The following is a 21295-nucleotide window of genomic DNA, read 5'->3' as shown; positions in this document are numbered from 1 at the left end:
GGGGATATCTGCCTGCCGGATCAGAGCTTTGCGGCGACACGCGCTGCGGCTTGCTGAATCTCCGGGCCGACAAAAAAGGAGATAGTTGCTGCCATCGGCCAGGCGCTGACAAACGCCCGCATCCAGTTACTGAAGAACTGTTCATCCCAGCCCAGGTTAAGCCATGTAACCCAGCCGGTCATCATTACACCGAGCACCATCGACATCATCAGCGCAAAAATAATTCGAAGCTTCATGTAATTTACTCCTGCTAAGCGTTACCTGAGGATGCATCTTATGTTTTTACTTAAACGGAAAAAAGATAAGATTATGTAATCTTAAATTGCATATATGGAATCATGCTGGACGATATCGCACTCTTTATCCACATTGTGCAGCAGGGCGGGTTGTCTGCGGCTGCACGGCATCTGGATCTGCCTGCGGCTACCGTTACCCGGCGCCTGCAGAAACTGGAACAGGAGCTGGGCAGCCAACTGCTGCACCGTTCAGCGCGACAGTGCCAACTGACTCAGGAGGGGGAGGTGTACTATCAGGCCTATGCTGATCTGGTGGAGCAGTTTAATCAGGCCCGGCAACAGTTAAGCCGGGATCTGCGCCAACTCAGCGGACGCTTGAAAGTGCTGGCGCCGAGTAATATCTCTAACGGTATTCTGAAGCCGATGTGGATCAGTTTCTGCCGGGAGTACCCGGAGATTCAATTGGAGCTGGTACTCAGTAATCAGCTACAGGATATGATCAGCCTGAAAGCTGATCTGGCCCTGCGGATCGGCCCGCAGCCTGATTCACTGCTGTACCAGAAGCGTCTGGGGGCTGTTGGCACTGTACTGGTCGCTGCGCCGGATTACCTCAAAGCTGCGGGGGAGCCTGAGCACCCGCTGGATCTGAAACAGCATCGGCAACTCGGCGTTACCATGCTGCATAAGTGGCCGCTGCAACACAGTGTGCAGGGTACGCTACAGGAGATCTATCCCCGTTTCTCGGTACAGGTAAACGATACAACTTTTGTTCGCGATCTGGTGCTGGACGGGCAGGGGATTGCGCTGTTGCCGCTGACCGAGGTTCAGGAACTGCTGCAGCAGGGGTATCTGAAGCGGGTATTACCGGAGTGGCAGGGCGTTATGCGTGAACTTTATGCGGTCTGGCCCAGTGGCAAACTGCTCAGTCTTCGCGCCCAGTGCCTGCGCGATTATATGCAAAACTATATTCATACGTACGTTTAATTGCAGTGGTGAATTCTGCAAGGCGTTCTATGCTTATAGGACCTGCGAACAAGTCCTGAACCTATGCGCAGGCTCCTCAGGTAACTAACCCAGGAGTTAGTGATGAGTACATGGATGTATCTCTCTCTGCCCGCCGGCGCGTGGCAGTTAAATCCACAGACTGAACCCCAACATAATCAATCTGATCAGCCGCGTGTATTTCACTGCCTGCTGATCAGATCGGGAGTGGGCTGATGGCACAGAGCAAACCGATTGAAGAAAACGGGGAAACGACCAGTAAACGCCTGCGTCAGTTACGCAGGCGGATCCGTTCGGTAGAGCAGCAGCACAACCATCGTCTGCTCGGTGAGTTGCGGGCTGAACTGGAACGTCTGAAACTGGAGCAGCCTGATGCCTATCAGCGGCTGTTACAGGAGCTGGATTAAATTTCCCCGCCTGTTTTCCCGGCCTCACATGCTAGAGTTAGCAGTAGCCATTGCGCTACGGGGCCTTTCCCGGCCATTTATTGAATTCAGAATAGGTAAGAAGTGATGATTAAAGTCGGTGATAAGCTGCCTTCAACAGCGATCAGTACGGTGCTGGCGGGCGAAACCGAAGCTACAACCACGGATCAGTTGTTTGCCGGTAAGAAAGTCTTGATGTTTGCGCTGCCGGGTGCGTTTACGCCCACGTGCTCCGCTGCTCACCTGCCGGGCTATGTGGTGCATGCGGATGAGATCTTCGCTAAGGGGGTGGATATTATCGGTTGCCTGTCGGTGAACGACAGTTTTGTTATGAAGGCCTGGGCTGATGCTCAGAATGCGGAGCAGATCACCATGCTGGCAGATGGTGGCGCTGCACTGACTAAGGCGCTGGGTCTGGAGATGGACAGCGGTGATTTTGGTGGCATTCGCTCCCGTCGTTACGCCATGCTGGTTGAAGATGGTGTAGTCACGGCGCTGGAACTGGAAGCGCCGAAACAGTTCGAAGTCAGTGGCGCGGAAGCGATGCTTAAGCTGCTGTAAGCGTTATCAGACCGGGCGTCAACCGTTATGGTAGCCGCCCAGTTTGCGCAAACTCTCTTCAAATCGGGTGATATTCTCCACCCGCTCTTTCCCACTGATAGAAACACACTCCGCGAGCAGGGCTTCTATTAACAGAATCGGCGCCATGATAGAGGGGAAATAGTGCGGAGAATCGTGGCGCACGGTAAAGACGACTTCCGCATCTGCAACCAGCGGTGAACGCAGCGAATCGGTCACACTGATCAGGCGAGCGCCACTGCTCCGTACAATCTCCGCGCTGCTGACGGACTCACTGCTGTAGGGTGATGAGCCAAACAGCAGTACCGTATCCTCCTCTGTGATCATCGCCAGTTCACTCAGCAGTGTCCCTTCCATACCCCGTAGTAACTGAATCTGTGGAAAAGCGATTCTGCCACTGTAGGCGAAGTGGTAGGCGCAGGCGAAGGTGTCCCGAAACCCCAGCACATAAACTCTGGGTGCGTTAACGATCAGGGGCGCAGCCGATTTGATCTGTTCCAGTGTGGATTCCTGAAACAGTTGTTCCAGCCCCTGCAGGGCGGATTCGGCCATCTCGGTAAAGATACGGTTTCCCGGAGCAGAACTGGCAAGCTCCTGCAGACTCTGGGCACGGTTGCCAAAGGTAATCGGTGCCTGATTCTGAACCGCATCCTGAAACAGTTGACGGAACGGCTCATAACTGTCAAACCCGAGGGTTTTCACCAGTCGCATCATCGTCGATGCGGTTACGTCTGCACTGTCCGCGCTTTTACGGATGGTGAGAAGCGCCAGTTCTACCGGGTTCTCCAATACAAAATCTGCGGCTTTCTTTAACTGAGGCGTGAGTTCCGGGTAGAGAGAACTGAGATGTTTTAACAGTTCATCAGCCGTATCGGGTTGTTTTGTTTCAGGTTGCATGGGGGCTCAGGTCTGGATGAATGAGCAAATGATTTTAGCCGGATGAAACAAAAAAATCATTTCTATAAGAAAATAAAAAATTTGTATTGACTTGATACAAAAGCGGCGTATATTCGCAACAAATGATACATATGTATCATTAATGATTTTATTTGAAACATATATTTTTTGGCCCAGCCAGGTATCTGCCCCATGTCTATCTCACACTATGAGACCCTGATCTACCGTAAGCATCCGGCTTATGCCGAAATCCGTCTGAATCGACCTGAGCGTCTCAACGCTGTTATCGAGGCGCTTTATCTGGAACTGCTGCAAGCACTGCAGCAAGCTGAATCTGATCCTGAAGTACGGGCTGTTTTGCTCTCCGGAGAGGGGCGTGCGTTCTGCGTTGGTGCTGATATGAAAGCCCATGGCGAGGGACAGCGTACCCTGCCGCAACGGCATCAGTATCTGCAACTGGCGAATGAGGTTTGCGCCCGGATTATCGGGCTGAAGAAGCCGGTGCTGGCGGCGGTGCAGGGCTATGCACTGGGCGCCGGCGCTGAGATGGCCTGCTCCTGCGATTTTGTGCTGATGGCCGAATCCGCGCGGATCGGGTTTCCTGAGGTGAGTATAGGTACCTGTGTCGGGGGCGGCGTAAGCCAGTTGCTGCCGCGCATGGTGGGTCTGCGTAAAGCACAGGAGCTGCTGTTTATGGGCGCTAAAATTGATGCAGCCGAAGCGCAACGGATCGGCCTGATCAGCCGCGCAGTTGCGGATGAGGTATTAGAGTCTGAGGCCCGTCATGTGGTGGAGCAACTGGCTGCGCTGGCACCCGTATCTATGGCACAGGTTAAGTCGTTACTGAATCAGGCGGCGCATCAGCCGATGCAGGCTCAGATGTTGCAAGAGCGCGATGCGATCTTCTTCTGTTCCACGACGGCTGACTGGCAGGAAGGGGTGGATGCGTTCGCAGCTAAACGTCCGCCTCAGTTCCGGGGAGAATAATGATGACCAGTCCTCTTCATCCGATACTGGCACCGCAGTCAGTTGCTGTAATCGGTGCTTCGGCTGATCCGACCAAGCGTGGTTTTAAGGCGATTCAGGGACTGATACGGGATGGATTTGCCGGTGCTGTTTATCCGGTTAATCCGAAGGAACAGACGATTCTGGGGCTGCCGGTCGTACCCTCGGTTGAGGCGTTGCCGGAGGGCGTTGATCTGGCCCTGATCTGCACACCTGCGGCCACGTTGCCTGATCTGGTAGCACGTTGCGGGAAGCAGGGTGTTAAGGGCGCTGTGGTGCTGGCCAGTGGTTTTTCTGAGGTGGATGCCGCCGGCGCTGAACTGGAACAGGCGATGCTTGATGCAGCCCGCAGCAGCGGGATCCGCCTGATCGGGCCGAATACCTCCGGTGTTTTCAATTTGCACAGCAAGCTGAATTTACTGGCGTTGCAGAACGTCAAACCCGGCAAGGTAGGGATCATCTCCCAATCGGGCAATATGCTGCTTTCGCTGGCGCTGGAGGCGCAGAGTAACGGTCATATCGGTTTCAGTACCTATGTAGGTCCGGGCAACCAGAGTGATCTGGATTTTGCCGATTATCTGCAATACCTCGCTGAAGACCCGGATACCGGGGTGGCGACTCTGTATGTGGAAGGTTTTAAGCAGGGGCAGCGCTTCCTGGAAGTCGCCCGGCAGACGGCACTGAAAAAGCCGTTGGTTGTGTATAAATCCGGTAGTACTGAAGCCGGACAGCGGGCCGCCAGCTCTCACACCGGAGCGCTGGCTGGCAGCTATGCGATGAATCTGGATCTGCTGCGTCAGGCCGGAGCGACGGTGGTATCTCAATCCGATGAGATCCTGCCGGTAGCGGAAGGCCTTTCCCTGCTGCCCAATGCGCAGGGTAACCGGGTTGCGGTGCTGGCCGATGGCGGTGGTCAGGCAACTATCGCATCGGATCGTCTCAGTGAGGCGGGTCTGGAGCTGGCAGAGCTGTCTGCCGAGACCCGTGATGCACTGCGTCAGATATTACTGCCGCAGGCTTCACTGGTGAACCCGGTGGATGTGGCGGGAAGCAGTGATGCGGATCCGACTGTACTGGCGCAATGTCTGGCAGTGCTGAACCGGGACGAAAACGTCGACATGGTGTTTCTGGTGGGGATGTTTGGTGGCTACAGCCTGCGCTTTGATGCATCGCTGGAGCCTGCAGAGCTGGCGGCTGCTGAATCGATGGCGCAGTTGCAGCAGCACAGCGATAAACCGCTGCTGGTCTACAGTCTTTACTCCCATGTTAAACCGTTGCCGCTGATCCGGTTGCGGGAAGCAGGGCTGCCGGTCTATGACTCGATAGAGCACGCGGTTAAGGTCATGGCGGCACTGGCAGAGCGGGGCGTATTTCTGCGGCGTGCCGCAGCGCCAGCGGTCAGCGCTGAGATACAGTCTGGTGCCACACAGGTGCTGATTACTGCGTTGCAGGCAGGCCGTAACCTGCTGGAACCAGAGGCGCGGGCTTTGCTGCGTGGCTATGATGTGATGTTGCCTGAAGAGATTCTGGTAAGAGATGTGTCTGAGCTGGATGCGGCCTGGGTACAACTGGGAGCGCAGCCGCTGGCGATGAAAGTGGTATCTGAAGATATTCTGCATAAGAGTGATGCAGGAGGGGTGAAACTCAACCTGCAGGGAACCGATGCGTTGCTTCAGGCCCGTGAGGCGATTCTTAACGCCTGCCGGGCGTATGCTCCGCAAGCGCGGATCGAGGGGGTTATGCTGACACCAATGTCTCGCGCCGGCACTGAGGTGATTATCGGCATGAGCCGGGACCCGGTGTTTGGCCCGGTGATGATGTTTGGTCTGGGCGGGATCTTTGTTGAGCTGCTGGCGGATGTGGCGTTTCGGTCCGTGCCGTTGAGCCGGGATGATGCGGCCGGGATGCTGGCGCAGATTAAAGCCCAGAAGGTATTGCAGGGTGCCCGTGGGGCAGAGGTGGTGGATCAGGAGGCGCTGATTGAGTTACTGCTGAAAGTCTCTGTGCTGGTGCAGAACCATCCACAGATACTGGAGCTCGATCTGAACCCGGTTATTGCCAGAGCTGATGGTTGCTCAGTAGTGGACGCACGGGTAATCGTACAAAGTGAAGCGGCTCACTGAGAGCCGCTAGCTCCCCACGCCGGCAGACGGCGTGGGGCGTTGGTTATCAGGTCAGACCCGGAACTGTTTGATCTGGTTTTCCAGATCGGTTGCCAGTTGTGATAACTGCTCACTGCTGGCGGCCACCATTTCGGAAGCGCCTGCCGTCTCATCGGCCACCCGGGAGATGTTCACCAGATTCTGGTTCATCTCATCTGCAACCTGCGTCTGCTCCTCAGTCGCAGCAGCCACCTGAATGGCCAGATCGCGAACCTGATTCATCTGTTCGACGATGCGTTCCAGCTCTTTACCGGCATGGTTGGCGCAAGCAACACTGTCTTCAGCCCCCTGAGTTGAACGCTGCATCGACTGTACTGCCTGTTTCGCACCGGTGCGCAGGCGTTCGTTCATATCGCGGATCTCACTGGTTGAACTCTGGGTGCGCAGTGCCAGTTGGCGTACCTCATCTGCAACAACAGCAAATCCGCGTCCACTCTCACCGGCACGGGCCGCTTCGATTGCAGCATTCAGTGCCAGCAGGTTGGTCTGTTCAGAGATTCCCTGAATCTGCTCCAGTACGGTGCCAATCTCTTCAGTATCGGATTCCAGCGTGCGGATTACCTGCGCTGCCTGTTCAACCTCAGCAGCCAGTTGCTTGATCTTGTTAATCGTTTCATCCACATCCGCGTTACCCTCTTCCGCTTCATGGTCAGCGGCATCGGTAGCGGTGGCTGACTGGCTGGCGTTGTGGGAGATCTCCTGAACGGTGGAGGTCATCTCGGTCATGGCAGATGCCAGCAGGTCAGTTTCGGATGATTGCTGACGCGCTCCCATGCTGGTTTGCTCAGCACTGGATGCCAGTTGCAGGGCGCTTTCCTGCAGTTGCTTGATGGATAGGGAGAGTTGATTCACCAGCTCCTGAAATACATCCAGTGTCTGGTCGATACATATACTGAGCTGACCGAGCTCATCCCGAGCGTTGATGCCTACCCGTTGAGTCAGGTCTTTATTGGCGATTCCCTGCATCACCGATTCCATTTTTTTCAATGGGTTGGTAATACTGCGGATCAGCGGAACTGAGAAGCCGATCAGGATGATAATCAGCAGGGCCAGTTGCCAGGCAAAGTGCAGTAGTTTGTTAATAACGGCGCTTTCAATATCATCCACATAAACCCCGGTGCCGATTACCCAGTTCCAGTCAGAAAAGGACTGTACATAACTGATTTTAGGCTCGGCGGCGGTGCTGCCGGACTTTGGCCATTTGTAGTTAAACACGCCTTCGGCCTTACTCTGGCTGGCGAGCTGAGCCATATCCCGAAAGACAAACTCACCCTCTTCGGTTTTACTTGCAGAGAGGTTTTTGCCTTTCAGATCAGGGCTGCCACCGTGCGCAACGATGACGGCGTTCTGGTCAAAGACAAAGAAATATTCCCCATCCCGGTACTTCATGGATTCAAGCAGTGCGATGGAACGTTGCTGTGCTTCCTCTGGGGTGATTGTCCCCTGAGTGGCCAGTTTTTGCTGGCTGGCGACGGCGCGGTTAGCGGAGTCAACCAGAGAGCGGATTTCTGATTCTCTGGCTTCATAGAGTTCGTTTCGCCAGTCGAGTATATCCAGTGCCTTGATCACAACCAGCGTGACAATGGCGAACAAAACCAGAAGGCCCAACCGTTGACGTACGGAAATATTGTTCATTAATACTGCCTCTACAATTTAATGCGAATAACTGGCCAATCAGTTCAGGCAAGGCAGGATATAAATAAGAATCAAGCGAGGAGCTCTGCTGGAATCGGTCCCTGAAACGACTTTATCATCCTGATAACCTGACAGATTTTCTAACAATAGCGTTTGGGAAAAACTATTCAAGTACTTTCTGTATTAATTACCCTGGCCGTAGAAACAGGGTCTTACATATATTTTGTACTGCCCTCTGGAGTGGTAAAGTAATACGATAACTGCAATAAATTGTAGTTATTTGTGAGTGCGGAATAATTGTCTGCATTGAATGATCGCTTCAAACAGGGGGTTCTATGACCGCTGTTGCTCTCGGCTACACGCTTCTGGGTTTATTAATGGCCTTTTTCTCTCTGGTCTGGTGGGGTTGTTCCCGTTATAACCGAACGGAAAAGCGATATTGCCTGTTAACCTGCGCTTATACCGCGCTTTGGGGATTGGGGATCATCTGTATTTCCCTGCGCGGGAGTGTTCCGGACTGGGCCAGTTACCAGCTCAGTAATGTCTCTATTCTTGCCGGGTTTGTATTGATGGTGGTCTCTTTTGAAGAGCACTTCAAACTGGTTTCATCACGGCTGCTGCTGTTACCTCTGTTGCTTGTCAGCGCTGTTTTGCTGCTCTTTCTGGGCCATAGTGGGGCTCACTATTTCGAGCGCCTTCAGGTACTGGCGGTCAGTTCAGTTTTCTGTTGTTGTCTGGCGATCAGTAAGGCCAGCAGGCCACTGTACAGAGAGCATGGCCCCAAAGTCTGCTGGTTTGTAATCGGGATCGGTATAGTGGCGACAGGATTGTGGTTTCTGCGCCTGAAACTGGGTGGGGAGATGGCCCCGAATGAGGTCAGTCTGGTGTCGGATTCTGCGTTTAATCTGTATGCACTGTTTATTATCTGGCTGACCATTATCTCGTTTCAGGGCTGTATGCTGTTTCTGTTGATTGCCCGTCATTCCCGGAAACTTCAGGATCTCTCGACCCGGGATTTTCTCACCGGTACTGAAAACCGTATGGGCCTTGAACGGGTCTGGAAAGAGTTAGGGGCTGTCCACGACAGGCTTTCGGTCTTAATTATGGATATCGATCATTTCAAGCAGGTCAACGACAGTTATGGACATGCGATCGGTGATGAGATTCTGAAGCTGGTGGTGGCGCGGGCGCACAGTGTTATCCGGCAGGAAGATACGCTGGCCCGATTCGGGGGTGAGGAGTTTGTGGTCGTGCTGCCAGGCAGCGATGAGGTTCAGGCACAACAGATGGCTGAACGCATTCGCAGCGTCATTGAACGGCACCGTTTCCGGCTGGAAAACCTGTCTGTCGGGGTAACAGTGAGTATCGGGATCGCCCTGCATACCGGCCCGCAAACCGACGCCGATCTCGAGCGATTAATCAGGCAGGCTGATATGGCTCTGTACCGGGCTAAAAAGCAAGGACGGAATCAGGTGGTTGTCGGTGAAGCTGTGATGGTCGCGCAGCCATAGCCGGCTCTTTAAAACTTTGCTGTGCCGCTATATGATGCGCCGATTATCCACATCGAGATAGCGCAATGAACAAGAGCTTATTAACCAATCTGCTGGCGCTGGTGGCGTTGGCTGCGGGTATCAAACTGGATGATGATATTCTCCTCAGTATCGGTCTGTTTGCCCTGTCGGGGGCACTGACCAACTGGCTGGCGGTACATATGCTGTTTGAACGGGTGCCGGGCCTGTATGGCTCCGGGGTTATTCCTGCAAGGTTTGAGGATTTCAAACGGGGTATTCATAAGCTGATGATGGATCAGTTTTTTACCGCCGAAAACATAGAGCGTTTTCTCTCTGCCGACGGGGATAAACAGCCTGATCTGCATCTGGCACCGGTGATTGAACAGGTGGATTTCTCGCCGACATTTGATTCACTGATCGAAGTGATTCAGAACTCTTCCTTCGGCAGTATGCTGGCAATGGTGGGAGGCACCGAAGTGCTCGAGCCGCTGCGTCAGCCCTTTGTCGATAAGATGAAGAGCTCGATTGAGGATATGACCCGTGATGAGCGCTTTGTGCGCCTGCTCAAAGATGAACTGGAAAGCCCGGACGCTATGGCTGAGATGCGGGCGAAGGTGGAGGCGATTGTGCAACAGCGCCTGAACGAGCTGACCCCGCAACTGGTCAAAGAGATTATTCAGCAGATGATCCGGGAGCACCTGGGCTGGCTGGTCGTCTGGGGAGGCGTATTCGGTGCTGTGATCGGTTTACTGGCCGCTCTGCTGAAACTCTGAGCTACACTGAGTCTGGTTGTCAGATATAAGCCGCAGTTATGCGGCTTTTTTGCGCCCGTCTGTCGGTGGCGGCCGGCGGGAATGGGAATACTGGTTTTATTTGTCTTTATGTGTAAAGGTATTCCCCTATTTATAAGCATAACTAAAAGATAGGTGAAGGTGCTTACCATGCATAACCTGCAGAAATTTTATATTGACGGTCAATGGGTAGAGCCTCAGGGTGAACAGGTTCTGGATGTACTGAACCCGGCGACCGATGCGGTCGTCTCTCAGATCCGGTTGGGTAATGAAAGTGATGTGGAACGGGCGGTTGCGGCCGCAGTAAAAGCCTTTCCGGCATTTTCTCAAAGCAGTAAAGAGGAACGTATTGCTCTGCTGGAACGCGTTGTTGAATGTTACAACGCCCGGCTTGAAGATCTGGCGCAGGCGACAACGGAAGAGATGGGCGCCCCGATCGAGTTCTCACGAAACCTTCAGGTGATGGCGGGTCTCAGTCATATCAAAGTGGCCCTGAGCCTGTTGAAGAAAACTGATTTCAGCGAACAGATTGGTACGACGACGGTGGTGAAAGAGCCGGTCGGGGTTTGCGCAATGATCACGCCGTGGAACTGGCCATTGAATCAGATTACCTGCAAGGTGGCTCCGGCACTCGCCGCTGGATGCACCATGGTACTGAAGCCGAGTGAAGTGGCACCGCGTACCGCACATATCTTTGCAGAAATTCTGCATGAAGCCGGCGTACCGGCAGGTGTATTCAATCTGGTTGATGGTGACGGGCCTACGGTGGGTGCTGCGCTGAGCGCTCATCCGCAGATTGATATGGTCTCCTTTACCGGCTCTACTCAGGCGGGTAAGCAGGTATCGATCGCTGCGGCTGAAAACCTGAAAAAAGTCTCACTGGAGCTGGGGGGGAAGTCGGCAAACATCATTCTGGATGATGCTGATTTCGCCAAAGTGGTACGTCGCAGTGTGAAAGAGATGATGGCCAATACCGGTCAGTCCTGTAATGCCCGCAGTCGTATGCTGGTGCCGGAGTCTCGTCTTGCAGAAACCATTGAGATTGCTAAAGCTGCGGCTGAATCGGTGGTTACCGGTGACCCTTCCAGTACGGCAACGGCAATGGGGCCGGTAGTTTCAGCACTGCAGTGGCAGCGGGTGCAGGCACTGATTCAGACCGGAATCGATGAGGGTGCGGAACTGGTTGCCGGTGGCACCGGTCTGCCGGACGGGCTGGAAAGCGGCTGCTATGTTAAACCGACCGTATTTGCCGGGGTCACACCGGAGATGACCATCGCCCGGGAAGAGATTTTCGGCCCGGTACTGAGCATCATGACCTATAAAGATGAAGAGGATGCGATTGCGATTGCCAATGACAGTATCTACGGACTTTCCGGAGCGGTGTTCTCAGCGGATCTGGAACGGGCGAAAGCGGTTGCTGGCCGGATCCGTACCGGCATGATTCATCTCAACGGTGCTTCAACCGATGCTCGTGCTCCTTTTGGTGGTTACAAGCAGTCTGGTGTCGGCCGTGAATGGGGTCATTACGGGCTGGAGGAGTTTCTCGAGACCAAAGCGATGTTTGGCGCGGTTCCGCGCGACTGAGCAGCCCCCCGGTGGTGTTGATCAAAACATCGCCAAATCATACAGTTGAAAGCGGCTACGGGCTCATTTACCGGCGCAAACTGAGTACCTGAGCCGCTTTTTTTATCCGGCCTTTGTGATTAAGAACCTTTCGCCGCCGGCGAAATGACCGGTTCAGCGTCTTTTTCAGCGTACCCACGGTGCCACTGCTATGCTTAGCGCGGTTCTATTGATTCCCGAACAGAACAAGGAGGCCTTATGTTGAATCGGGTTATTATCATGTTGATGGCTTTATCTCTGCCGCTGATCGGGCAGGGTAATGAGCTGTCTGTCACTCAGCAGAAAATTGTACAGGCCTTGCAGGGGGATATTCGCACGGAAGCCGAAAAGCAGCGTGATGTGCGCCGTAAGCCTCTGGAAACCCTCAGTTTCTTCGGTCTGGAAGAGGATATGCGCGTGCTGGAACTGTTCCCGGGCGGGGGCTGGTACAGCAAAATTCTCGCTCCGGTGCTGGAGGAAAAGGGGGAGTTGTATCTGGCGCTGGGGATTAACTTCATGGATGAGGAGGTCAAGGCCTGGGGCGGTGAGCGGTTCCGCTTTGTCGATGAAGAACGTCATCTCTGGCAGCGCTCCAAAATGCACCGTTATATCCGCTACTACGATAAAATTGATTTTGGTCTGCAGAATCTGGATATGGTGCTGACTTTTCGCAACATGCATAACATGACGCCAAACAGCCGGCGACTTCTGAATCGCGAAGTCTTCCGCTCACTTAAGCCGGGCGGAATCTATGGTGTGATTGATCATACCCGGCGGCATATGGAACCGTATTCGGTAGATCGCTGGCGTCGGGTAGATCCGGTTATGATTATTAAAGAGGCTCTGGATGCGGGCTTTGAACTGGAGGCCTGGTCAGACCTGCACGCCCGGGCGGAAGATGGACTGATCTACGATTCGGTGCATCCGTCGATCGATAAATTCAGCGACCGGTTTACCCTGAAGTTCCGGAAACCGGAGCGCTGATACAAACCTGTCGCAGGCTGGCTGAGTGCCGCCTGCGACAGGCCGGTAAAACTTACTTTACCTGCCAGTGGATCTGCTCGCCAGCACGAATCGGTACAACCTGATCCTCGCCCAGCGGATAAGAAGCCGGTACGTCCCAGCTCTCTTTTACCAGCGTAATCGTGTCGCTGTTACGTGGCAGGCCATAGAAATCCGGGCCATTAAAGCTGGCGAAGGCTTCCAGTTTATCCAGTGCGCCCGCCGCTTCAAATGCCTCTGCATAGAGTTCGATGGCGGCGTGTGCCGTGTAGGAACCGGCGCAACCGCAGGCGGCTTCTTTCGCATGCTTCATATGCGGTGCCGAGTCAGTGCCCAGGAAGAACTGCTTGCTGCCGGAGGTGGCTGCTTTAATCAGCGCTTCCTGATGAATATTGCGCTTCAGAATCGGCAGGCAGTAGTAGTGTGGGCGGATACCGCCCGCCAGCATATGGTTGCGGTTGAACAGCAGGTGGTGGGCGGTGATGGTGGCGGCCACGTTGCTGCCTGTATTGGCAACAAATTCAGCGGCATCACGGGTGGTGATGTGTTCCAGAACGATCTTCAGGTTCGGGAAATCTTTAACCACCTGACTGAGGATTGTTTCGATAAAAATCTTCTCGCGGTCGAAAATATCGATGGCCGCATCGGTCACTTCACCGTGTACCAGCAACAGCATGTCGGCTTCCTGCATCGCTTCCAGTACCGGATAGATATTCTTAACGGAGGTAACGCCGGAATCGGAGTTAGTTGTTGCACCGGCCGGGTAGAGCTTGGCCGCATAGATCTTGCCGGTGGCTTTCGCTTTGCGAATCTCTTCCGGGGTGGTCTTATCGGTCAGGTAGAGCACCATCAGGGGATCAAAATTTCCCTGTGGCTGAGCCGCACTGATTCGCTCATGGTAACCCAGTGCTTCCTCTGTGTTTGTGACCGGCGGAACCAGATTCGGCATGATGATCGCACGGCCCATATAGCGGCTGACATCGCGCACGGTATCGGTTAACTGTTTGCCGTCACGCAGGTGGATATGCCAGTCATCAGGTCGTGTAATCGTAATCGAAGTCATAGAGTGCTCACCCGTTAAGTATTAGTGCAGAAAGATAAACGCGGCGTATTATCCCACGTCTTCGGTATAAACCCAATCAGGCGGAATCAGTGATGGCGTATCAGGCTGAGGCGGGGATTACTCATCTACCCAGACGGTGCGAACCGGTTCGCCGAAGTCGTCGTAGATCACTTTCTTTCTGGGTGAAGTCTGCGTGGTTTTACGGTTGCCGGGCTGGAGTTTGCTTTTACGCCGGGCATCAATGGCGGCCAGTAGCCCGTGTATCGGCGTGCGTTCCGCAGGTTTAGGGTGGTCAAAGCGTGCTTTGTGCTGATTATATCGGCCATCGACCAGGCCGCTGGCGCCCATTTCGACCTGTTTTATCTCGCCACCTTTTTTCAGGAACTGGCTGACCTCAGCACTTAGCTGATCACGCAGTTCTGCTTTGGTAGGGCGCTTTTTGAACATCAGGCTTGCCGGAATATAAAATCAGATGAATAGATTTTAAACACAAACCGGCAGGCTTGCGAGGCGAGTTTTGTAGATATTTCGGTGGCTGGATTGGTATTTCAAAGAGAGTAGCTAAACAACGAGGGGGGTGAGGCAGGTCAAAGGATTATCTAATCCAATGATAAATAAGTGAAAAATAGAAATAATGGGTTACACTCGGTGAACCAGAATAGTTTTAGCCGTCGTTATTTTTGTAGCTGATGTAAACGATCCTGATGTTGTTTTCCTTTCCAATACGCCTGATTTTGCCGGGCATCTTTCTGTTAGCTGCGGCGGTCATTGTGCCTGTCGTCGATCTGCTGTTTGCCGATGACAGCGCGGGCCCGGGTATTTCGACACCTTCTTTGCTGGTTTCTCTGATCTGTCTTGCACTGTTGCTGATGCTGGTTACGGGCGCATTATTGCGTCGTCAGGTCTCGCAGTTGTTGCGCACGTCAGGGCCGCAAAGTGTTTTAGCCCAATCACCGGTATTGCCTCAGGGGCATGAGTTATGGGCCCTGCAAAAGGCGATCGAAATGCAGTATCGGCTGGTCGAAACCGGCTCTCAACAGCGTGAGGCGAATGCTGAATTACTGGATCAGCTGTTGCAGAATTCGCCGACCATGATTGTGATTCGTGATACTCAGGGGCGTTGCCTCAGAGCAAACCCGGCCTATCTGGCGTTTGCTGGCGTGGAGCAGGAATCTGCGCTGATCGGTAAAACCGTTGATCAGTTCCTGCCCCGTGATATCGCTGAGTCGGCGCTGGAGGCGGATCAGCAGGTGCTGCAGAGCCGAACCCATGACAGCCGCGAGCTGGTTTTTCAGCAGGAAGGAAAAAGTCGCCTGCTCTACAGCGAACGCTTTCCGTTGTTTGATGAAAATGATGCGATTCACGCGGTCTGTACGGTAGCCACTGATCTGACCGCCCGTGCTGAACGGGAGAAAGAGCAGAGCCTGACGCGGTATATTTTCGAGAGCACTAAAGACGGTATTCTGGTGACTGATCGGAATAACCGTATTGTGCAGGTCAATCCGGCTTTTGAAAATACGACAGGGTACAGTCTGGCCGAGGTTCAGGGCAAAGCGCCGAATATTCTTAACTCCCATAAGCAGACCCCCTCATTTTACGAGCAGATGTGGCAGGAGATTGAGCATCAGGGGAGCTGGTCCGGCGAGATCTGGAACCGGAAAAAGAGCGGAGAGATCTACCCTGAATGGCTGACCGTCAAAACTATCTTTGATGAACAAGGGCAGATTGATGGTTACTTTGGTGTTTTTACCGACATATCGGAGCAGAAAAAGACCGAAGATTCTCTGCGCAATATGGCCTATTTTGATCCGCTGACCAATCTGGCCAATCGCAGCATGTGCCGGGAGCGGCTGTCGCATGATATGAAACTGGCCGACCGGCACCACGAAGCGCTGGCGCTGGTGTTTATCGATCTGGATTTCTTTAAGCATGTGAATGATTCACTGGGGCATGAATACGGTGACCGGCTGCTGGTGGAGGCGGCGCAGCGTATTCAGGATCAGGTCAGAAGCAGTGATACCGTGGTGCGCTGGGGCGGTGATGAGTTTATTTTGATATTGCCGGGGATCTTTAAAGCGAATATGGCACTGGTGGTGGCGTCTAATGTTCTCGACAGCCTGAAGCAGCCTTTCCGCCTGAAAAATACCGATGTCTATATTGGCGCCAGTATCGGCATCGCCCTTTATCCGGATGATGCCCGTGATGGCGAAACGCTGATCAGGCATGCGGACGCGGCTATGTACAGCGCGAAAAGCAAGGGGCGGGATCAGATCTGCTTCTTTGATCCGGAGCTGAACCGGAAGAATCTGGAGTTGATCCAGATTAAGGCTGATCTGCGCAAGGCGATTGAGCAGGAGGTGTTCAGCCTTGTCTACCAGCCAAAAGTCTGTCTGCAAAGCCAGAAAATTCTTGGCATGGAAGCCTTACTGCGCTGGCAGCGTGAGGATGGCAGCTTTGTTTCGCCGGCGGACTTTATTCCAGTGGCGGAGCGCAGCGGGCTGATCATGCCCCTGGGTCAGTGGGTGATGGCGAATGTCTGTAAACAAGTGGATCAATGGCAGCAGCAGGGGCAGATAGTGGACGGTCAGCGGATCTCGGTGAACCTGTCGCCACGGCAGCTTTCAGACCCTCAGTTACTGCCTCAGATGCGGCGCCAGTTTGAGCAGTACCCGGGCATCGAGCAATACCTGAATATCGAGATTACCGAAACTGCGGTGATCGAAAATATTCAGAGCATCATGCCGGTGCTGGAAGAGATCCGGGAGATGGGGCTGCAGGTCGAACTGGATGATTTCGGCAGTGGTTACTCCTCACTGAACTACCTGCGTCAGTTGCCGGTGGATATCCTTAAAGTGGATCGTACGTTTACCGCTGAACTGGGGGTAGGTGTGCCGGAGCAGGCGATTATGGAAACGATCATCAAGATGGCTCACAGTCTGGATATTCTGGTAGTGGCCGAAGGGCTGGAAACCCCGCTGCAACTGGAGATTCTGCAGCAGTTGGGCTGCGATAAAGGGCAGGGCTATCTGTTTTCACGGCCGCTGGCACCCGAGGCAGCCGCAGCACTCCTGGCGGCGGGTCAGCTCAGCCTCTGAGCTCAGGTTTAACTGGCTTAAAAACCGCTCAGCAGGTAGCATAGTGCACTGTTTTTCGACAATTCCTTAGAAGCAGATTACAGATGAGCTATCAGGTTCTGGCGCGTAAGTGGCGTCCGGCAAAATTTCAGGAGATGGTTGGTCAGGAGCATGTGCTGAAGGCACTGGTAAACGCCCTCGATGATGACCGGCTGCACCATGCTTACCTGTTTACCGGGACCCGTGGTGTAGGTAAAACCTCAATCGCACGTCTGTTTGCCAAATCGCTTAACTGTGAGAAGGGCGTGTCCTCCACCCCTTGTGGTGTCTGCTCGGCCTGCACGGAGATTGCAGAAGGCCGTTTTGTCGATCTGATTGAGGTGGATGCAGCGTCACGTACCAAGGTTGAAGACACCCGCGAGCTGATGGAGAACGTGCAGTATGCACCGACTCACGGCCGCTACAAGGTTTACCTCATTGACGAGGTTCACATGCTCTCAACCCATTCCTTCAATGCGCTGCTGAAAACGCTGGAGGAGCCACCCCCGCATGTTAAGTTTCTGCTGGCGACAACCGATCCGCAGAAGCTGCCGATTACGATTCTCTCACGTTGCCTGCAGTTTAATCTCAAAAACCTGATACCGGAACGGATAGTCAGCCATCTGACTCACGTACTGGGTGAAGAGCAGATCCGTTTTGAGGAGCCAGCGCTGTGGCTGCTGGCCCGTTCGGCAGATGGTTCAATGCGTGATGCGATGAGTCTCACCGATCAGGCGATAGCCTTTGGTGCCGGCGAGATCAATGAAGCGGATGTCCGGGCGATGCTCGGAACTATCGATCAGCGTCTGGTTTATCAGATGCTGAATTGTCTGGCAGCCGGTGATGCCCGTGGCCTGATGGCGGCGGTGACTGATCTGGCCCAGTTCTCGCCGGACTACAATACCGTGCTGGCGGATCTGATCAGTGTTCTGCACCGTATTGCCGTTGCGCAGGCGCTGCCTGATGCGGTGGACAACAGCATGGGAGACCAGATTCAGATCAGTGAACTGGCCGCTCAGCTCAGCGCTGAAGATGTTCAGCTTTACTATCAGGTGGCGCTGATGGGGCGCAAGGATCTGCCGTTTGTGCCTGATCCTCGTGAAGGTCTGGAAATGGTTCTGTTGCGCATGCTGGCGTTCCGTCCGGCGGGTGCCAAACCGCGGCAAACCAGTTTAACGAACCCGCCTGAGAGTGTATCACCCGCTGCGCATACTATTGATGCACCTGCACCTGCACCTGCACCTGCACCTGCACTGGCTGGGCATGAAGCTGCTCAGCCTCCCACTGCCCCGGTTGAGGCTCCTCAAATTGAGGCTGCCCGGGTTGAGGCTGCCCCGGCTGAAAATCTATCCCCACCCGCTGCGGTAGCTGCGGCGCCTGCGCCGGAACCCGCACCGGCTTTAATGGCCCAGCCTGCACAAGTGATGCAGAATGGCTATGAGGCCAATACGCCACCGGAAGCCGGGGTAAATCGCGCAAAAAAGCCTGAAGCGTTGCCAGTACAGGGCGAGCAAGACGCTCCGCCCTGGGATGAAGCTGATATTCCTCCCGCCAGTGATGATTACAGCGGGGCTTATACTGACTCCGGTTATCCGTCTGCTGAATCTCATCAGGAGCCGCCGTCTGAATCTCATCAGGAGTCTCAGGTGGTACCCGAGACGGCGCCGGTCAGTGCGCCGCGACTCGATCGCTCGATTCAGGTCGCCAAAACAGAGGTTGAAATTCTTCCGTGCCCGCGCAATCTGGCAGAAGTTCAGCCGGAACACTGGGTACATATCAGCCGAAGTATGGGGCTGACCGGGATGACCGAGAGTCTGGCAACTAACCTCTCGCTGGAGCAGGTAAGTGGCAGCGGCATCGCTCTGCATTACACAAAAGAGCAGCACACCATGCTCAACGAAGTACAGCGTGAGCGGATCTGTGCGGCACTGGCTGATTATTTCGGTAATCCGGTTCAGGTAGACTTTATTCAGGCGCCCCAGCAACAGGAAACGCCGGCCCAGTATATGAACCGCAAGCGGGAGGAGCGCCACGCTGAAGCCGTGGAGTCGATCCGCAACGATGCAACCGTACAGTTGCTGCAACAACAATTTGATGCACAGATTGAGCTCTCATCTGTGTTGCCTGTTGATTAATTAGAGGTAAGAAATGATGAAAGGTGGAATGGGTAACCTGATGAAACAGGCCCAGAAAATGCAGGAAAATCTGCAGAAAGCCCAGGAACAGATCGCTAAAGCTGAACAGACCGGTGAATCCGGTGCGGGTCTGGTCAAAGTCGTGATGAATGGTCGTCATGATGTGAAAAGCATCAGCATTGATGACAGCCTGATGGAAGAAGATAAAGAGATCCTCGAAGATCTGATCGCTGCAGCGGTTAACGATGCGGTGCGTAAAATCGAAAGCTACACCCAGGAAAAAATGGCTGAAGTCACCGGCGGCATGGGCATGCCTCCCGGTTTCAATATGCCGTTCTGATCGATGTCGTTCAGTCCTTTAATTCAGCAACTGATTACATCGTTGCGTTGTCTGCCCGGGGTAGGCCCTAAGTCCGCTCAGCGGATGGCTTTTCATCTGCTGGAGCGGGATGAGCGTGGCGCTCTGGACCTTGCCGAAGCGTTAACAAAGGCGGTGGCTGAAATCGGTCATTGTCGCCAGTGCCGAACCCTGTCTGAAGCTGACATCTGCGATATCTGTGCTTCTGATGGGCGTGATGCCTCTCTGCTCTGTGTGCTGGAATCGCCGATTGATGTACTGGCGGTCGAGCAGACCGGCGGCTACAACGGGCGTTACTTTGTTCTATCAGGGCACCTCTCGCCGATTGATGGTATCGGTCCTGAAGATCTGGGTATTGATCAGTTACTTGAGCTGATCAAAACAACCGAGGTTAAAGAGCTTATTCTGGCGACTAACCCGACGGTCGAAGGCGAAGCAACGTCACACTTTATTGCGGCTCAGGTGAAGGATCTTGGGATCAAGGTGAGCCGTATCGCCCACGGTGTACCTGTAGGCGGGGAACTGGAATTTGTGGATGGTGGCACCCTGGCGCATGCGCTGGCGGGGCGTCGTTCACTGCTTTGAGGTTTGGATGAGCAATTCAGCGGAATATCAATGGCAGGTGTTGGAAGCCTCGGCGGAACAGCCACAGTGGATTACCAGCAGCGCACAACTGGCAGAGTATTGTGAGCAGTGGCGTCGTTTGCCGCTGATTGCGCTGGACACCGAGTTCCAGCGGGTAGAAACCTTCTACCCGATTCCGGGGCTGATTCAGGTTGCCGATGATCGTGCCTGTTACCTGATTGACCCGCTTGAAATCGACGATTTTACGCCGCTTAAAACGCTGTTTACCGATTCCTCAGTGCTTAAACTGATGCACGCCTCCAGTGAGGATCTTGAGCTGTTTATCAAGATGCTGGATGTTTTACCGGAGCCGTTGTTTGATACGCAGATCGCGGCGGCACTTCTGGGCTGGGGCTTCTCGATGGGGCTGCAGCGGATGCTGGAGCAGAAACTTGGAGTTGAGCTGGCTAAGCATGAAACTACCTCTGACTGGCTGCAGCGTCCCCTGACGGATAGTCAGGAGAAGTACGCTGCACTGGATGTGGCTTATCTGCCAGCGATCTATGCCATGCAGCAGGCGGCGCTGGAACAGCGTGGCCAGTACCACTGGGCAGAGCAGGAAAATGACGCTTTACTGGCGGTGGCTCGCGAAGATGATCCGGAAGGCTATGATTACTATAAGCGTTTCTCGCAGATGTGGCGTATTCCTGAGCACAAGATCGCGGCGCTGCGTGACCTGACCGCCTGGCGTGAGCGTGAGGCGCGGGTTCGGGATGTGCCGCGTAACCGGATTTTGCGCAATCAGGCGTTGTTGCAGATTATTGAGCGTTGGCCGCAGAGTATGGCTGATCTGTCCCGTCTGGATGAGGTCAAAAAGCGTATTTTGCGTCAGGATGGTGAGACCATTCTGGGGTTCCTTAAGGAGAGTCAGCGCAGTGCGGATACTTATCCGCCGGAGCCGATTCCGGGGCCGTTGCACTTTTTCTGGAACAAGCATCTGAAAAAGCTCAAGGCGATCGCCCGCAACAAAGCTGAAGCACTGGATATTGCGCCGGAGATTCTGTTGCGACGTAAAGAGCTGGAGGCGTTAATTCGCTCGGGCCTTGAGTGTGGTGAATATGTCCTGCCACAGGAAATGTCGGCCTGGCGTCAGGAGCTGATTGGCGAAGCGTTGCTTGCCGAACTGGAACGAATTGAAAAACTTAGAACTTAAGG

Annotated in this window: 19 protein-coding genes; 14 read left to right on the top strand and 5 right to left on the bottom strand. The window is 54.1% G+C overall.

What is annotated here, in order from left to right; all coding sequences use genetic code 11:
• Positions 1 to 20: 20 nt before the first annotated feature.
• Positions 21 to 236, bottom strand: coding sequence for a DUF2798 domain-containing protein (locus QUD59_RS02630; RefSeq protein WP_286239402.1), 216 nt, complete (start codon positions 234 to 236; stop codon positions 21 to 23).
• Positions 237 to 338: 102 nt separating this feature from the next.
• Between QUD59_RS02630 and QUD59_RS02625 the strand changes: the two genes are divergently transcribed.
• The 3 genes from QUD59_RS02625 (at position 339) to QUD59_RS02615 (ending at position 2224) form a co-directional block, all read left to right on the top strand.
• A complete protein-coding gene (locus QUD59_RS02625; protein ID WP_286239400.1) occupies positions 339 to 1220 on the top strand; it encodes a LysR family transcriptional regulator in 882 nt (293 codons plus the stop codon).
• Between the two features lie 233 nt (positions 1221 to 1453).
• Complete coding sequence (locus QUD59_RS02620) at positions 1454 to 1645, top strand: hypothetical protein (RefSeq protein ID WP_286239399.1); 192 nt, start codon at positions 1454 to 1456, stop codon at positions 1643 to 1645.
• A gap of 105 nt (positions 1646 to 1750) precedes the next feature.
• Positions 1751 to 2224 carry a peroxiredoxin gene (locus QUD59_RS02615; protein WP_286239398.1) on the top strand — a complete coding sequence of 158 codons (474 nt, stop codon included), beginning with the start codon at positions 1751 to 1753 and terminating at the stop codon, positions 2222 to 2224.
• Between the two features lie 18 nt (positions 2225 to 2242).
• Here QUD59_RS02615 and QUD59_RS02610 read toward each other — a convergent pair whose 3' ends face one another.
• Positions 2243 to 3139, bottom strand: coding sequence for a MurR/RpiR family transcriptional regulator (locus QUD59_RS02610; protein ID WP_286239397.1), 897 nt, complete (start codon positions 3137 to 3139; stop codon positions 2243 to 2245).
• 192 nt (positions 3140 to 3331) lie between these two features.
• Between QUD59_RS02610 and QUD59_RS02605 the strand changes: the two genes are divergently transcribed.
• A complete protein-coding gene (locus tag QUD59_RS02605; protein WP_286239396.1) occupies positions 3332 to 4126 on the top strand; it encodes an enoyl-CoA hydratase/isomerase family protein in 795 nt (264 codons plus the stop codon).
• A gap of 2 nt (positions 4127 to 4128) precedes the next feature.
• Entirely contained in the window at positions 4129 to 6267 is a 2139-nt protein-coding gene (locus QUD59_RS02600; RefSeq protein ID WP_286239395.1) for an acetate--CoA ligase family protein, read from the top strand.
• 51 nt (positions 6268 to 6318) lie between these two features.
• Here QUD59_RS02600 and QUD59_RS02595 read toward each other — a convergent pair whose 3' ends face one another.
• Positions 6319 to 7941: a methyl-accepting chemotaxis protein gene (locus QUD59_RS02595; RefSeq protein WP_286239394.1), complete on the bottom strand. Its 1623-nt coding sequence runs from the start codon at positions 7939 to 7941 to the stop codon at positions 6319 to 6321.
• A 335-nt stretch (positions 7942 to 8276) separates the two neighbouring features.
• Here QUD59_RS02595 and QUD59_RS02590 point away from each other — a divergent pair, with 335 nt between their 5' ends.
• From QUD59_RS02590 to QUD59_RS02575, 4 genes are all read left to right on the top strand, one after another.
• Entirely contained in the window at positions 8277 to 9452 is a 1176-nt protein-coding gene (locus QUD59_RS02590) for a GGDEF domain-containing protein (RefSeq protein ID WP_286239393.1), read from the top strand.
• Positions 9453 to 9517: 65 nt separating this feature from the next.
• A complete protein-coding gene (locus tag QUD59_RS02585) occupies positions 9518 to 10225 on the top strand; it encodes a DUF445 domain-containing protein (RefSeq protein WP_286239392.1) in 708 nt (235 codons plus the stop codon).
• 168 nt (positions 10226 to 10393) lie between these two features.
• The gene (locus tag QUD59_RS02580) at positions 10394 to 11827 is read left to right on the top strand and encodes an aldehyde dehydrogenase family protein (RefSeq protein WP_286239391.1); all 1434 of its coding nucleotides are present in this window, start codon (positions 10394 to 10396) and stop codon (positions 11825 to 11827) included.
• A 237-nt stretch (positions 11828 to 12064) separates the two neighbouring features.
• On the top strand, positions 12065 to 12829 hold the full coding sequence (locus QUD59_RS02575) for a class I SAM-dependent methyltransferase (protein ID WP_286239390.1): 765 nt from the start codon (positions 12065 to 12067) through the stop codon (positions 12827 to 12829).
• Positions 12830 to 12881: 52 nt separating this feature from the next.
• On the opposite strand, the gene pyrC is transcribed toward QUD59_RS02575, so the two are convergent.
• Together pyrC and QUD59_RS02565 are read right to left on the bottom strand one after the other, a co-directional pair.
• Positions 12882 to 13910, bottom strand: a complete 1029-nt coding sequence (pyrC, locus tag QUD59_RS02570; RefSeq protein WP_286239389.1) for a dihydroorotase — start codon at positions 13908 to 13910, stop codon at positions 12882 to 12884.
• A 117-nt stretch (positions 13911 to 14027) separates the two neighbouring features.
• Positions 14028 to 14357: a hypothetical protein gene (locus QUD59_RS02565; protein WP_286239388.1), complete on the bottom strand. Its 330-nt coding sequence runs from the start codon at positions 14355 to 14357 to the stop codon at positions 14028 to 14030.
• Between the two features lie 257 nt (positions 14358 to 14614).
• On the opposite strand from QUD59_RS02565, the gene QUD59_RS02560 reads away from it, so the two are divergent.
• The 5 genes from QUD59_RS02560 (at position 14615) to rnd (ending at position 21293) form a co-directional block, all read left to right on the top strand.
• Positions 14615 to 17005, top strand: coding sequence for a putative bifunctional diguanylate cyclase/phosphodiesterase (locus tag QUD59_RS02560; RefSeq protein ID WP_286239386.1), 2391 nt, complete (start codon positions 14615 to 14617; stop codon positions 17003 to 17005).
• Positions 17006 to 17088: 83 nt separating this feature from the next.
• On the top strand, positions 17089 to 19158 hold the full coding sequence (dnaX, locus tag QUD59_RS02555; protein ID WP_286239384.1) for a DNA polymerase III subunit gamma/tau: 2070 nt from the start codon (positions 17089 to 17091) through the stop codon (positions 19156 to 19158).
• 13 nt (positions 19159 to 19171) lie between these two features.
• Positions 19172 to 19498 carry a YbaB/EbfC family nucleoid-associated protein gene (locus QUD59_RS02550; protein WP_286239383.1) on the top strand — a complete coding sequence of 109 codons (327 nt, stop codon included), beginning with the start codon at positions 19172 to 19174 and terminating at the stop codon, positions 19496 to 19498.
• A gap of 3 nt (positions 19499 to 19501) precedes the next feature.
• Positions 19502 to 20101 carry a recombination mediator RecR gene (gene recR, locus QUD59_RS02545; protein WP_286239382.1) on the top strand — a complete coding sequence of 200 codons (600 nt, stop codon included), beginning with the start codon at positions 19502 to 19504 and terminating at the stop codon, positions 20099 to 20101.
• A gap of 7 nt (positions 20102 to 20108) precedes the next feature.
• Positions 20109 to 21293 carry a ribonuclease D gene (rnd, locus tag QUD59_RS02540; RefSeq protein WP_286239380.1) on the top strand — a complete coding sequence of 395 codons (1185 nt, stop codon included), beginning with the start codon at positions 20109 to 20111 and terminating at the stop codon, positions 21291 to 21293.
• The last annotated feature ends 2 nt before the right edge of the window (positions 21294 to 21295 follow it).

This window comes from Neptuniibacter halophilus (assembly GCF_030295765.1).
In the GTDB taxonomy this organism is placed as follows: Bacteria; Pseudomonadota; Gammaproteobacteria; order Pseudomonadales; family Balneatricaceae; genus Neptuniibacter; species Neptuniibacter halophilus.
Note: the sequence above shows the minus strand (reverse complement) of the source record. Positions and strands in the feature narration are given on the sequence as shown.

What these genes read in the sequence shown, in the direction of transcription:
- recR (WP_286239382.1), top strand. Translation starts at nt 19,502, where the DNA reads ATGTCGTTCAGTCCTTTAATTCAGCAACTGATTACATCGTTGCGTTGT.
- QUD59_RS02560 (WP_286239386.1), top strand. Translation starts at nt 14,615, where the DNA reads ATGTTGTTTTCCTTTCCAATACGCCTGATTTTGCCGGGCATCTTTCTG.
- rnd (WP_286239380.1), top strand. Translation starts at nt 20,109, where the DNA reads ATGAGCAATTCAGCGGAATATCAATGGCAGGTGTTGGAAGCCTCGGCG.
- QUD59_RS02630 (WP_286239402.1), bottom strand. Translation starts at nt 236, where the DNA reads ATGAAGCTTCGAATTATTTTTGCGCTGATGATGTCGATGGTGCTCGGT.
- QUD59_RS02610 (WP_286239397.1), bottom strand. Translation starts at nt 3,139, where the DNA reads ATGCAACCTGAAACAAAACAACCCGATACGGCTGATGAACTGTTAAAA.
- pyrC (WP_286239389.1), bottom strand. Translation starts at nt 13,910, where the DNA reads ATGACTTCGATTACGATTACACGACCTGATGACTGGCATATCCACCTG.
- QUD59_RS02620 (WP_286239399.1), top strand. Translation starts at nt 1,454, where the DNA reads ATGGCACAGAGCAAACCGATTGAAGAAAACGGGGAAACGACCAGTAAA.
- QUD59_RS02615 (WP_286239398.1), top strand. Translation starts at nt 1,751, where the DNA reads ATGATTAAAGTCGGTGATAAGCTGCCTTCAACAGCGATCAGTACGGTG.
- QUD59_RS02590 (WP_286239393.1), top strand. Translation starts at nt 8,277, where the DNA reads ATGACCGCTGTTGCTCTCGGCTACACGCTTCTGGGTTTATTAATGGCC.
- QUD59_RS02585 (WP_286239392.1), top strand. Translation starts at nt 9,518, where the DNA reads ATGAACAAGAGCTTATTAACCAATCTGCTGGCGCTGGTGGCGTTGGCT.
- QUD59_RS02600 (WP_286239395.1), top strand. Translation starts at nt 4,129, where the DNA reads ATGACCAGTCCTCTTCATCCGATACTGGCACCGCAGTCAGTTGCTGTA.
- QUD59_RS02605 (WP_286239396.1), top strand. Translation starts at nt 3,332, where the DNA reads ATGTCTATCTCACACTATGAGACCCTGATCTACCGTAAGCATCCGGCT.
- QUD59_RS02580 (WP_286239391.1), top strand. Translation starts at nt 10,394, where the DNA reads ATGCATAACCTGCAGAAATTTTATATTGACGGTCAATGGGTAGAGCCT.
- QUD59_RS02595 (WP_286239394.1), bottom strand. Translation starts at nt 7,941, where the DNA reads ATGAACAATATTTCCGTACGTCAACGGTTGGGCCTTCTGGTTTTGTTC.
- QUD59_RS02575 (WP_286239390.1), top strand. Translation starts at nt 12,065, where the DNA reads ATGTTGAATCGGGTTATTATCATGTTGATGGCTTTATCTCTGCCGCTG.
- QUD59_RS02625 (WP_286239400.1), top strand. Translation starts at nt 339, where the DNA reads ATGCTGGACGATATCGCACTCTTTATCCACATTGTGCAGCAGGGCGGG.
- QUD59_RS02565 (WP_286239388.1), bottom strand. Translation starts at nt 14,357, where the DNA reads ATGTTCAAAAAGCGCCCTACCAAAGCAGAACTGCGTGATCAGCTAAGT.
- dnaX (WP_286239384.1), top strand. Translation starts at nt 17,089, where the DNA reads ATGAGCTATCAGGTTCTGGCGCGTAAGTGGCGTCCGGCAAAATTTCAG.
- QUD59_RS02550 (WP_286239383.1), top strand. Translation starts at nt 19,172, where the DNA reads ATGATGAAAGGTGGAATGGGTAACCTGATGAAACAGGCCCAGAAAATG.